Origin of the sequence: Cupriavidus sp. WGlv3, assembly GCF_023952475.1 — a bacterium.
Classification (GTDB): Bacteria; Pseudomonadota; Gammaproteobacteria; order Burkholderiales; family Burkholderiaceae; genus Cupriavidus; species Cupriavidus phytorum.
In genome coordinates this window covers 1-12,578 of record NZ_JALHRX010000018.1, presented here as the reverse complement: position 1 = coordinate 12,578, position 12,578 = coordinate 1, and the positions used below count along the sequence as shown (strand labels likewise).

Annotated in this window: 12 protein-coding genes; all 12 read left to right on the top strand. The window is 67.9% G+C overall.

The window, feature by feature from the left end; all coding sequences use genetic code 11:
• The first annotated feature begins 18 nt into the window (after positions 1-18).
• The gene (locus tag MKD38_RS23990) at positions 19-411 is read left to right on the top strand and encodes a RidA family protein (RefSeq protein ID WP_012355941.1); all 393 of its coding nucleotides are present in this window, start codon (positions 19-21) and stop codon (positions 409-411) included.
• Between the two features lie 225 nt (positions 412-636).
• Entirely contained in the window at positions 637-1,998 is a 1,362-nt protein-coding gene (locus MKD38_RS23985) for a GntP family permease (RefSeq protein WP_252680717.1), read from the top strand.
• A gap of 224 nt (positions 1,999-2,222) precedes the next feature.
• Positions 2,223-2,429, top strand: a complete 207-nt coding sequence (locus MKD38_RS23980; protein ID WP_252680715.1) for a type II toxin-antitoxin system VapB family antitoxin — start codon at positions 2,223-2,225, stop codon at positions 2,427-2,429.
• On the top strand, positions 2,426-2,806 hold the full coding sequence (locus MKD38_RS23975) for a type II toxin-antitoxin system VapC family toxin (protein WP_252680713.1): 381 nt from the start codon (positions 2,426-2,428) through the stop codon (positions 2,804-2,806). Before MKD38_RS23980 ends, MKD38_RS23975 begins: the two co-directional genes overlap by 4 nt.
• Before the next feature lie 85 nt (positions 2,807-2,891).
• Positions 2,892-3,809 carry an aldo/keto reductase gene (locus MKD38_RS23970; RefSeq protein ID WP_252680711.1) on the top strand — a complete coding sequence of 306 codons (918 nt, stop codon included), beginning with the start codon at positions 2,892-2,894 and terminating at the stop codon, positions 3,807-3,809.
• 11 nt (positions 3,810-3,820) lie between these two features.
• The gene (locus MKD38_RS23965) at positions 3,821-5,188 is read left to right on the top strand and encodes an NTP/NDP exchange transporter (RefSeq protein WP_252680709.1); all 1,368 of its coding nucleotides are present in this window, start codon (positions 3,821-3,823) and stop codon (positions 5,186-5,188) included.
• A 150-nt stretch (positions 5,189-5,338) separates the two neighbouring features.
• A complete protein-coding gene (locus MKD38_RS23960; protein ID WP_252680707.1) occupies positions 5,339-6,802 on the top strand; it encodes an MFS transporter in 1,464 nt (487 codons plus the stop codon).
• Complete coding sequence (locus MKD38_RS23955) at positions 6,799-8,349, top strand: FGGY family carbohydrate kinase (RefSeq protein ID WP_252680705.1); 1,551 nt, start codon at positions 6,799-6,801, stop codon at positions 8,347-8,349. Before MKD38_RS23960 ends, MKD38_RS23955 begins: the two co-directional genes overlap by 4 nt.
• 18 nt (positions 8,350-8,367) lie before the next feature.
• On the top strand, positions 8,368-10,047 hold the full coding sequence (locus tag MKD38_RS23950) for a glycerol-3-phosphate dehydrogenase/oxidase (RefSeq protein ID WP_252680703.1): 1,680 nt from the start codon (positions 8,368-8,370) through the stop codon (positions 10,045-10,047).
• Positions 10,044-11,594 (top strand): FAD-binding oxidoreductase, encoded by a 1,551-nt coding sequence (locus MKD38_RS23945; RefSeq protein ID WP_252680701.1) that lies wholly within the window; start codon positions 10,044-10,046, stop codon positions 11,592-11,594. Before MKD38_RS23950 ends, MKD38_RS23945 begins: the two co-directional genes overlap by 4 nt.
• A gap of 5 nt (positions 11,595-11,599) precedes the next feature.
• On the top strand, positions 11,600-12,184 hold the full coding sequence (locus tag MKD38_RS23940; protein WP_252680699.1) for a glycerol-3-phosphate responsive antiterminator: 585 nt from the start codon (positions 11,600-11,602) through the stop codon (positions 12,182-12,184).
• Between the two features lie 177 nt (positions 12,185-12,361).
• Positions 12,362-12,578: alcohol dehydrogenase catalytic domain-containing protein (locus tag MKD38_RS23935; RefSeq protein ID WP_252680697.1), on the top strand; the 217-nt coding region annotated here is incomplete at its 3' end.

Here is a 12,578-nt window from a genome sequence, read left to right as displayed (position 1 = left end):
CTCATTCCAGGAGTACCCATGGACATCAAACGATTCGGCGTCGAAGGCGGCACCGGTACCGGTGGCCAGCACATGCCCTTTGCCCGCGCGGTCGCGGCCGATGGCTGGCTCTACGTCTCCGGCCAGGTGCCGATGGTCAACGGCGAGGTCATCGACGGCGGCATCGTGCCCCAGACCCACCAGGCCATCAAGAACGTGCTGGCGATCCTGGCCGAGGCCGGCTACGGCCCCGAGCATGTCGTGCGCTGCGGCGTATGGCTGGACGACACCCGCGACTTCGCCTCGTTCAACAAGATCTTCAAGGAATACTTCGGCGCCAACCCGCCCGCGCGCGCCTGCGTGCAGTCGAGCATGGTGGTCGATTGCAAGGTCGAGGTCGACTGCATCGCCTACAAGAAGCCGGCAGCCTGAGCCGGCTGCCCGCCTGATTCACTGCTTCCGCACTGTTTGCTCCCCTCTCCCGCGCGCGGGCGAGGGGCCGGGGGAGAGAGCCGGCGTCACCACAAAGTGAGCCGCCAAGGTGCTTGCCACGCATGCTCTCTTCCCCACCGCCTCTCCCGCAAACGGGAGAGAAAACAAGAAAGCCAAACCTCTGCTGCCGCCACAAGCGGCTCTTTTTCCACGCAAGGAGACAATATGGGTCCCGTCACCGGAACCACGCTCTTGGTGTATGCGCTGATCGCAGTGATTGCACTGGTGGTGCTGATCGCGCGCTACAAGCTCAACCCGTTCATTACCCTGGTGGTCGTTTCGGTGCTGCTCGGCTTTGCCGTGGGCATGCCGATGAGCGAGATCGTCAAGTCCTTTGAAGCCGGTGTCGGCGGCACCCTGGGGCATATCGCGCTGGTGGTGGGCCTGGGCACCATGCTGGGCAAGATGATGGCCGAGTCCGGCGGCGCCGAGCGCATCGCCAACACGCTGATCGATTTCTTCGGCGCGAAGAACGTGCATTGGGCCATGGCCACCATCGCCTTCATCGTCGGCCTGCCAGTGTTCTTCGAAGTGGGTTTCGTGCTGCTGGTGCCGATCGCCTTCAACGTCGCCAAGCGCACCGGCACGTCGATGGTGCTGGTCGGCATTCCGATGGTGGCCGGCCTGTCGGTCGTGCACGGCCTGATCCCGCCGCACCCGGCCGCGCTGCTGGCGGTGACCGCATACGGCGCAGATATCGGCAAGACCATCATGTACGCGCTGATCGTGGGCATTCCCACCGCCGCGCTGGCAGGCCCGCTGTTCGCCCGGCTGATGGACCGCTACGTCAAGCTGCCAGAATACAACCCGCTGGCCGAGCAGTTCACCGAAGAGGATGAGCGCGTCAAGGAATCGCACGAGCTGCCAGGCTTTGGCATCACGGTGTTCACCATCCTGCTGCCGGTGGTGCTGATGCTGATCGGCAGCTGGGCCGACCTGTTCACCACGCCCAAGACCTTCGCCAACGACTTCCTGAAGCTGATCGGCAACTCGGTGATGGCGCTGCTGATCGCCGCGCTGGTGAGCTTCTACACTTTCGGCAAGGCGCGCGGCTTCAATCGCGAGACCATCCTCAAGTTCACCAACGAGTGCGTGGCGCCCACCGCCATCATCACGCTGGTGGTCGGTGCCGGCGGCGGCTTCGGCCGCATCTTGCGCGACTCGGGCATCTCCACCGCCATCGTCGACGTCGCCACCGGCGCCAATGTCTCGGTGCTGGTGCTGGGCTGGCTGGTCGCGGTGATGATCCGCATCGCCACGGGCTCGGCAACGGTTGCCATGACCACCGCCGCCGGCATCGTCGCGCCGATTGCCGCCAGCGTGCCCGGCACCCGCCCGGAACTGCTGGTGCTGACCACCGGCGCCGGCTCGCTGATCCTGTCGCACGTGAACGACGGCGGCTTCTGGCTGGTCAAGGAGTACTTCAACATGACCGTGGCCCAGACCTTCAAGACCTGGTCGGTCTGCGAAACCATCATCTCGGTGGTGGCGCTGCTGCTGACGCTGGGCCTGGCCACGCTGATCTGACGGCGGACCGGGGCCGACCGCGGGCCGACGGGGCCGCGCCGCGGCGGCTCCGGCGCCATGCCTGCCATGGCCGGCCCGGAATGCGACATCTCTCATCGACGCCCTGCCATCGGCAGCCAATACTGCTGCGTGTCGGCGGCGCTCGGCTTCGCAAGCGATTGCGGCCTTGCCCTGATTCCGTTTTTGATGCATATTGACATCAAAACTGATTCAAGGAGCCAGCGATGCGCACGACAGTCACGATCGATGACGCCCTGTATGAACAAGCACTGGAGATGGCGGACCCTGGTATGGACAAAGCAGACCTGTTTCGCGAGGCAATCAAGACTTTCGTTCGGGTGCAGGCTGCCAAGCGCCTTGCGGCCCTGGGCGGCGCAGCGCCCGACATGCAAGACGTACCGCGCCGCAATCCCGAACCCGACGCCAAATGAACGTGCTCGTCGACACTTCGGTGTGGGTGGGCCATTTCCGGCAGCGCAACGACGCCCTGATCCGCCTGATGGAAGCGGACCAGGTGCTGACCCATCCCCTGGTCGTGGCCGAACTGGCCTGCGGCACGCCACCGGCGCCCCGGGCACAGACGCTCGGCGACATCGGGCTGCTGCAGGCTGCCAGGCAGGCAACGCTGGCCGAAGTCATCGCACTGGTTGAGCGCGAGCAACTGTATGGGCTGGGCTGCGGCCTGGTGGATGTCACCTTGCTGGCTTCGACCCTGATCACCCCCGGTGCCCGCCTGTGGACGATGGACCAGCGCCTGAGCGCCTTGTCCGTCCGGTTTGGCGTGGGATATCGTCCTCGCCTGCACTAGGGATTCCGCCGCGCACGCAACGGTTTACACGGCCGGGCTCAACGCCTAAGGTCAACCAGTCAGTGACTCGCCGGGAAACCCTCCCATGTCGATCGACCGTCGCTCATTCCTCGGCCTGGCCGCGGGACTGGCCGCCACCGGCATCGGGCCAGCGCCGCCGGCCCATGCCGCCACCGTTGCCGCGCCCCTGCGCCGCACCATTCCCGGCACCACCGAAGCCCTGCCCGTGATCGGCATGGGCACCGCCGACACCTTCAACGTCGGCACCGGCCCTGACGAACGCAAGCCGCTGGCGGAGGTCATGGGGCTGTTGCTGCAGACCGAAGGCTCGGTGGTCGACACCGCGCCCAGCTACGGCAGCGCCGAAGCCGTGACCGGCGACCTGCTGCGGGCGGCCAATGCGCGCAACCGGGTGTTCCTCGCCGCCAAGATCTCGGCACCTTCCGGCGCGCCGGCGCAGGCGCAATGGCAACGGTCACTGGCCAACCTGCACGTCGACAAGGTCGACCTGCTGCAGATACACAACCTGATCGACTGGCAGGGCAACCTGCGCTGGCTGCGCCAGCTGAAGGAACAGGGCCGCATCCGCTACCTGGGCATCACCCATTACCGCGACGACGCCCACGAGGCGCTGGAGAGAATCGTGCGCGCCGAGCGTGTGGATTTCGTCCAGATCAACTACTCCGTGGGCGAGCGCAATGCCGAGCGCACGCTGCTGCCGCTGTGCGAGGCGCGCGGCGTGGCGGTGCTGGTCAACCGGCCGTTCCAGGACGGCCGCCTGTTCCGCGTGGTCAAGGACCGCGCGCTGCCACCATGGGCCGGCGACATTGACTGCGGCTCATGGGGCCAGCTGTTCCTGAAGTTCGTCGTCAGCCATCCGGCCGTGACCGCCGCGATCCCGGCCACCTCCAAGCCGCGCAACATGGCCGACAACCTCGGCGCCGCGCTGGGCCGCATGCCCGATCCCGGCCAGCGCGAGCGCATCGCGGCGCTGCTGCGCTGAGCCGCCCCGCCGTGGACAAGCCCGCGCGCGACAAATCCACCGGTGGCCTGGCCCGACTGTGGCACGGCTTCGGCGTGCGCAGCGGCGAAGCCGGCGCCGTGGTGGCCGGCTTCCTGTTCTTCTTCTGCCTGTTCGCCAGCTACTTCATGCTGCGCCCGGTGCGCGAGACCATGGGCATCGCCGGCGGCGTGAAAAACCTGCAATGGCTGTTCACCGCCACCTTTGTCGTGATGCTGGCGGCGATCCCGCTCTACGGCGCGGTCTGCGCATGGCTGCCGCGGCGCCGCTTCGTGCCCTGGGTCTATGCCTTCTTCATTGCCAACCTGCTGGCCTTTGCGCTGGCCACGCGCGTCCTGCCCGACAACGTCTGGCTGGCGCGCATGTTCTACGTGTGGCTATCCGTGTTCAACCTGTTCGTGGTGTCGGTCGCCTGGAGCCTGATGGCCGATGTGTTCCGGCCCGAGCAAGCGCGCCGCCTGTTCGCGCTGCTGGCCGCCGGCGCCAGCGCGGGCGGCCTGGCCGGGCCGGTGCTGGGCGGCTGGCTGGTGCCTCACATCGGCCTGACCGGCCTGATGCTGCTGTCGGCCGCCCTGCTGGCCGCCACGCTGCCAGGCGTGGGCTGGCTGTTCGGCTGGCGCCGCCGTGCCGGCGCGGGCGTGGGGCCGTCGGACCAGGCTGTTGCCAGCGCGGAGCAGGATCCGGCCAATCCGATCGGCGGCGGGCTGCTGGCCGGGCTGTCGTTGCTGCTGCGCTCTCGCTATCTGCTCGGCATCGCCCTGTTCGTGATCCTGCTGGCCACCGCCAGCACCTTCCTCTACTTCGAGCAGGCCCGGCTGGTCGCCGAGGCCTTTCCCGAGCGCACCCGCCAGACCCAGGTGTTCAGCGCACTGGATGCCGCGGTGCAGGCACTGACCATCCTGGTACAGCTGTTCTTCACCGGCCGCATGGCGCGCCGCTATGGCGTCACCGTGCTGCTGACCGCGGTGCCGCTGGCCGTTGCCGCGGGCTTCGTCGTGCTGGCCCTGCTGCCCACCTTCGGCGTGCTCGCCGGCGTCATGATCCTGCGGCGCGTGGGGGAATACGCACTGCTGCGCCCGGGCCGCGAGATGCTGTTCACCGTGGTCGATGCCGAGACCAAGTACAAGGCCAAGAACGTGATCGACACCGCCGTCTACCGCGCCGGCGATGCGGTCAGCGCCTGGGTCAAGACCGCGATCGATGCACTGTCCGGCCATCCGGCGACGGTGGCATTGGCGGGCGCGTTGCTCGCGGTGGGCTGGGCGGTCCTCGGCTGGTGGCTGGGGCGGCGGCATGCCGGCCAGCTTGACCCGGCAGATGCCAGCCGTGGCCATGCGGCGCGCAATGTGCCGGCACGCTAGCCCCAACCATCAAGGGTTTTCCCGGTTGACGCTCCCCCTGCGAAGTCATACATTGGCCTCGCAGATCCAGATAGAGACCATCTGTAAGATGGTCTCTTCGCGCCTTGCGGTTGCCGCGGCCTCTTACAGAACAAGTAAAAGGAGACCGCCGTGCAATCCTCTGCCATCAAGCTTCGTGGCATCGATGACGTCATTGCCTACATCGATTCCTGCCCTGGGATACGCGGCAGGGCCGGTGTCATCTGGTGGCTCGCCCTGGGCGGGCTGTTCCTCGACGCATTTTCCAATTCCGCGCTGAGCGCAGGCCTCGGGCCGATGACGCGCGATCTCCAGCTCGCGCCCGCCAGGGTTGCGCTGCTGACGTCGTTTGCATCGTGGGTGGCCATTGCCTTCAACCCGATCGGCGGCTGGATGGCCGACCGCTGGGGCCGTGTCCGTCCGCTGATCCTGGCCAAGGTCCTGGCGGTTGCCGGTGCGCTGTTGGTGGTGTTTGCGCCCGGATTCGAGGTGATCCTGGCCGGGCGTTTCTTTGTCGGCGCGGCCTATGGCATCGACTTTGCCATCGCCATGGCCGTGCTGGCGGAATTCACGCCGGTAAAGCTCAAGAGCCGGCTGAACACATGGCAGGGCATGTGGTACACGGCCGTCTGCGCCAACCTGCTGCTGGCGCTGCTGTTCTACTCGCGGGACGTCGGCGACGCGATCTGGCGCTACTCGGTCGCCGCCACGGCGGTGTTCGGCGTGGCCATCCTGCTGCTGCAGGCCCTGTTCCTGGTCGAAAGCCCGACCTGGCTGGCGCGCAAAGAGCGGCTCGAGGCCGCCGCCACCGCCATGACGCGCATCTACGGGCGCGCCTTCGTTGCCGCGCCGCCGGCGGAGCGAATCCGCGTCCTCAACCAGGCGCGCCGCGGCCTGGCCAACGTGCTGCTGATCTTCCGCGGCACCTATCTGCCGCGCACCATGCTCGCGGCCACCGTGCAGATCGGACAGTCGATCCAGTATTTCGCGATCGGCTGGTACCTGCCGCTGATCAGCGCCGCGCTGTTCGGCAAGGACTTCGTCTACGCGACCATCGGCGCGCTGGTGTTCAACGTATGCGGCATTGTCGGCGGCTTCCTGTCGCCGCTGGTCGGCCGCACGCTGGGCCTGCGCCGCGCCTCGGCATTCGGCTTCGCGGCGGTGTTCGCCATGCTGCTGATCCTGGGGCTGTTCAACGGCAAGATGCCGATGTGGGTGGCCGTGGTGGTGCCGTCGCTGTTCATCCTGTTCCACTCTGCCGGGCCAGGCGCCAATGGCAAGAGCCTGTCGTCTTTGTCCTTCCGCAGCGAACTGCGCGCGGGCGCCAACGGCATCATCGGCGCGCTCGGCGCCATCGGCGCGGCGCTGGGCCTGCTGGTGTTCCCGCTGTTCCGCGCGCAGTACGGGCTGGAGACCACCTTCCTGATCCTGTCGGTGGTGCCGCTGCTGGCCAGCCTGGTCTGCTTTTCGATCCGCTGGGACCCGACCCGTACCACGATCCATCCCGATAACGAAGCGGATGCGCCACAGTTCAAGAGCGATATTGCCGACGCGTCGGCCCTGATGCATCCCGTCATCGAAAAGGCCCGGCCATGACCCAGCACAGCGACGTCATCCTTGCGATCGATGAAGGCACCTCGGGCACGCGGGCCGCGGTGGTGTGTGCAGACGGCCATGTGCAGTGCCTTCACTACGCCACGCTCGAGATCCACAGTCCCTGCCCTGGCGTGGTGGAGCAGGACGCCAACGCCCTGCTCGAGCGAACCCTCGCGGTTTGCCGCGCCACGCTGGCCCAGGCGGCCGGCGAAAACCTGAACGTAGTCGCCCTTGCCATCGCCACCCAGCGCGCCACCGCGGTGTTGTGGGACACCCGCACCGGGCGCGCGCTGGTACCCGCGATGGTATGGCAGGACACGCGCTATGCGGCCGAACTGAGCCGGCTTGCGCCGGCTTGGGACCCGATCCTGCGCCAGACCGTCGGCCGCCCCAGCGGCGTTCGCTCGCCATACCTGTGGGCCGCGCGGCACCTGCGCGACACACCGGCGGTGGCCGAAGCCTTCCGTGCGCGCAGGCTGGCGTTCGGCACCATCGACACCTGGCTGCTGTGGCACCTGTCGACAGCGCGCGCATGCCTGACCACGCCGACCAATGCCACTTCCTGCAACGCCTACGTGCTGACGGAGCATCGCTACCAGCTCGATTGGATCGATGCGCTCGGCTTCCCGCGCGAACTGCTGCCGGAATTGCGCCAGGATGCTGACGACTTTGGCCGCACCCGGCCCGAAGTGCTGGGGATCGACGTGCCGATCCTGGCTTGTGCGGGCGACCAGCTCGCCGGCGCCATCGGCCTGGGATGCCTCGATGCCGGGCAGGCGATGTGCCTGCACGGCACCGGCAGCTTCGTCGACCTGATCGTCGGTCCGCAGCTGCCCGCCCGCACCGGCATGTCGGACAGCACCCTGACCATGACGGCGCGCCGGCAGTCGGGCATATCGCATTTCTCGGTCGAGACCTTCGTCGCGACCACCGGCTCGGCGCTCGACTGGGTCTGCGGCAAGCTGGGCTGGTTCGACAACGCCCGGCAGATCAGCACGCTGGCCGGCACGGTGGCGTCGGCGCGCGGCGTGACCTTTATCCCGGCGCTGACCGGCCTGCGCGTGCCGCGCATGCAGCCCGAGGCGCGCGCGGCGCTGAGCGGCATCTCGATGGCAACGACGCGCGCCGAGATGGCGTTTGCCATCCTGGAAGGCATTGCGCAGTCCGTGGCCTCATGCATCGACGCCAACCAGGACATTGCCGGCGTGCCGGTGTCGGCGCTGGTGGTTGGTGGCGGCTTGTCCGGCAGCGATGCGCTGCTGCAGATGCAGGCCGACCTCAGCGGCATTCCCGTCCAGCGCATGAAAGAGACTGACCGCGCCAGCCTGCGCGGCATCGCCTATCTTGCCGGCGCTTCGGGCCTGTTGTGGGACTCGATGCAGCAGGCGCGCGCGACCACCACGCCCGAGGCGGTATTCGAGCCGGCAATCAGCGCCGCTCAGCGTGCCCAGCGGCGCGCGCACTGGCAGGCGCGCGTGGCCTCCGAACTCGACCATGCCGATGCGCTCGCGGCCAAGCCGGCCGGGATGCGCACCCAGACCCATTAACCAGGAGCAACCACAGACATGGTGATTTTTCCCTCCCGCAGCGCAAACCGCGAGCGTGCCGCCATGACCGGCACGGAGCCGTTGCGGCTGGTACGCGCAGACCTGCTCGACCGCCTGGGCACGGACGCGTTCGACATCCTCGTGGTCGGGGGCGGTGTCACCGGCGCCTACGCCGCGCTCGATGCCAGCCTGCGCGGCTATCGCGTGGCGCTGGTCGAAAAAAGCGACTTCGCCGCGGGGACCTCGTCCAAGTCGTCGAAGATGGTGCACGGCGGCCTGCGCTATATCGAACAGGGCAACCTTGGCCTGGTGCGTCATTCGCTGCTCGAGCGCCAGCGCCTGCGCCGCAACGCGCGCCACCTGGTGCAACGGCTGCCGTTCCTGTTTCCGGTGCTCGAGCGCAACGGCGTCTTCGACAAGCGCCTGGCCAAGGCCTTCGAGAGCCTGCTGTGGACCTACGACCTGGCCGGCGGATGGCGCGAGGGCATCCTGCACCAGAAGCTGACCAAGGCAGAGGTGCTGTCCCACTGCCCGACCTTCAACGAGGAACACCTGACCGGCGGCTACCTGTACTTCGACGCGCGCGTCGACGATGCCCGCCTGACGCTGAACCTGGCGCGTACCGCGGCGTTCCACGGCGCGGCGGTGCTCAACCATGCCACCGCCACCGCGATCACCCGCGACGGGCATGGCAAGGTGGATGGCGCCATCGTCCATGCCGGCGAGCGCGAGATCCGCGTGCGCGCGGGCGCGGTCATCATGGCCACCGGAGTCTGGCTGCGCGACTGGACCGGCCGCAATCCGGGCGAAGCCAGGACGCTGCATATACGCCCGGCCAAGGGCGTCCACATTGCCATCCCCTGGCTGAAGATCCGCAACGACTGCACCGTGACGATCCCGGTGCCGGGCCGCAACCGCCGCGCCACCATCACACGCTGGGGCAACGTGTCCTACCTCGGCACCACCGACGAAGACTATGACGGCGACCTCGACAACGTGCTGTGCACGCGCCAGGAACTGGATTTCCTGCTCGAAGGCGCGCGCTCCGCGCTCAAGGTGGACCTGTTGCCGCAGGACGTGGTGGGCAGTATCGCGGGTTGCCGCCCGCTGGTGGCTCCGCCCGGCGGCAAGACCCTGGAAATCCGGCGCGACCATGAAATCCATACCGCGCATGACGGGCTCGTGACCATCGTCGGCGGCAAGCTCACCACCTCGCGCCACATGGCCGAGCAAACCATCGACGCGGCGCAGAAGGTCATCGGCAAGCGCGGCAAGTGCCGGACCCGCTCGGCCTATCTGCTCGGCGCGGCCGGCTATGACGCGCAAGCCATCGTCGCGTCCGGCGGCATGGCCGCGCACCTGGGCGAGCGCTATGGCACCGAAGCCCGCTTCGTCAGCGACATCCTGCAGGCCGATCCCGCCCTCGCCAGGCCGATCGTCGAGGGCCTGCCCTATACCGAAGCCGAGATCGTCTATGCCGCGCGCCACGAGCTGGCCGGCACGGTCGACGACGTCCTGTCACGACGCATCCGCGCGCGCCTGATGGCACGCGATGCCTCCGCCCGCGCCGCGGCTCGGGTGGGCCAGATCCTTCAGGCCGAACTCGGCCTGTCCGATGCCGCCGTGGCGCAGCAGGTCAGCGCATACCTCGCCGCCGTCGCGCACGAAAAATCCGTCCTCATGGGAGACTCAGCATGATCAGCAAGGAAGCCATCAAACGCGGCTACAACCGCGGCCAATACGTCATCGGCGCCCATACGCCGCCCGGGTACGCGGCGACTATCCGCGACACCCCGGATGCGCCCGGCCTGCAGCGCGATGCGGTCGCGCTTAGCGCCGCAGATCTCGCGGCCCTGCGCGAGGTTGCCGACGAAGTGCTGACCGCAACCGCCGACGTGGTGGCATGGACCCGTGACTGGTGGGCCGGCTCCATGATCACCGAGACCGCCGGCAAGCCCGCCACGCCGCGCGCTGTCATCGTGCGCGTCTCCAGCGTCGAACAGGTGCAGGCGGTCATGCGCATCGCCAGCGCGGGCGCCATTCCGGTCACCGTGTCGGCCGGACGCAGCAACGTGACCGGAGCGGCCCTGCCCGTGCGCGGCGGCATCGTGCTCGACGTGTGCGCGCTCAACCGCCTGATCGGGATCGACAAGGCAAGCCAGATCGTCGAGGTCGAAGCCGGCATGTTCGGCGACATCTTCGAGCAGACCGTGCAGCGCGAATTCGGCATGACCATGGGCCACTGGCCGTCTTCGTACGCGATCAGCACGGTTGGCGGATGGGTCGCCTGCCGCGGCGCCGGGCAGCTGTCCACGCGCTACGGCAAGATCGAAGACATGGTGTTCGGCATGGACGTGGTGCTGGCCGACGGCAGCCTGGTGACCGTGGGCGGCTATTCGCGCGCGGCCGTGGGCCCGGACCTGCAGCAGCTGTTCATCGGCTCCGAGGGCATGCTGGGCGTGATCGTGCGCGTGCGCCTGAAGCTGCATCGCCTGCCGGACTACGGGCGTGCCATCGCCTATGGCTTCAGCAGTTTCGCGATCGGCCTGGACGCCTGCCGCGAGATCATGCAGCGCGGCGCCAACCCGGCCGCGCTGCGCCTCTATGACGCGCTCGAAAGCGGGGTCCAGTTCGGCCTGCCCGACACCAATGTGCTGCTGGTCGCCGACGAAGGCGCGCGCGAGATGGTCGATGCCGTGATGACCATCAGCGAGCGTGTGTGCCGGGAACTCGGCGAGGAACTCGACAGCGCCGCCATCTTCGAGCGCTGGCTCGACACGCGCTACCTGACCGGCAAGAGCGCCGAGGGCTTCAAGCGCAGCCCCGGCTTTGTCGCCGACACGCTGGAAATGTGCGGACCCTGGCGCGACCTCGCCGCGATCTACGCCGACGTGGTCAAGGCAATCAATGCCGTGCCGGGCACACTGGCCGGCTCCGCGCACCAGTCGCATGCCTACATCGACGGTGCCTGCCTGTACTTCTCCTTGCGCGGCGAGGTGGCGGTGGAAGACCGCCAGAAATGGTACCGCCAGGCGTGGGATGCGGCCAATGCGGTGCTGATCCAATACAATGCGGCACTGAGCCACCATCACGGGATCGGTCTGCTGCGCGCACCCTACATGGCGTCGTCGCTGGACACGGCGCTCCCGCTGCTGGCGGCGGTCAAGCAGGCACTTGACCCGCAGCATCTCCTGAACCCCGGCAAGCTGGGTCTCGGCGACCGGCTCGCCAATGAAGCGAAGTAATCCGCATGGACAGGTCCCTCGGTGCGCGCCTGACGCGGCATCCCGTCATCGGCACGCTCTACGGTGTCGACCAGATCGACGCCATCCTCGCTAGCGTCGCCGAAGTCTGCATCGTCGCCAACGTTGAATTGCGCAAGCTGCAGCGCGTGATCGCGACGCTGGCCGACGCCGGCAAGTATGTCATCGTCAATATCGACAGCTGCGAGGGCCTGTCGCAGGACAAGGGCGGCGTCGACTACCTGGCCGACATCGGGGTGACCAGCCTGGTCTCGACACGCGTGGCCACCATCCAGCGCGCCAATCGCGCCGGCATGGTGACGATGCAGAAGGTCTTCGTCACCGACCGTTCCACCTGGCCGCGCAGCGTCAAGGCGCTCGAGCAGAGCGACCCGAACCTGGTGCAGCTGATGCCGGCGCCGATGCTGTCGCACCTGCCGGAAGCGGATCGCAAGGCGCTGCCACCGATCGTGACCTCGGGCTTTGTCTGCAACCGTGCCGATATCCGCGAGGCGCTGGCACATGGCGCCGTCGCAGTGTCGACCAGCGACCGCAAGCTGTGGAGCCTGGACGCGAAGGCGCTCCAGCCGTGAAACCGTCGCCGGGCATCGCCCGGCGGGTTTCGCTGACCGCTGATCGGCCAAAGCTGGCCTGCCACCGCAGGAAGATCGTATAGTCATGTCCTCGGACCGGGCTTGCCGGCTCGCGCGGCGTTCGCCGCCGCGCCACCCCGCAAGCCGCCCCAAATTCGTGATTCCGGAGGACCCCCAATGAAAACCAAAGCCGCCATCGCCTGGAAAGCCGGCGCCCCGCTGACCATCGAAGACGTCGACCTCGACGGCCCGCGCGCCGGCGAAGTGCTGGTGGAGGTGAAGGCCACCGGCATCTGCCACACCGACTACTACACGCTGTCCGGCGCCGACCCGGAAGGCATCTTCCCGGCGATCCTGGGCCATGAGGGCGCGGGCATCGTCACCGACGTCGGCA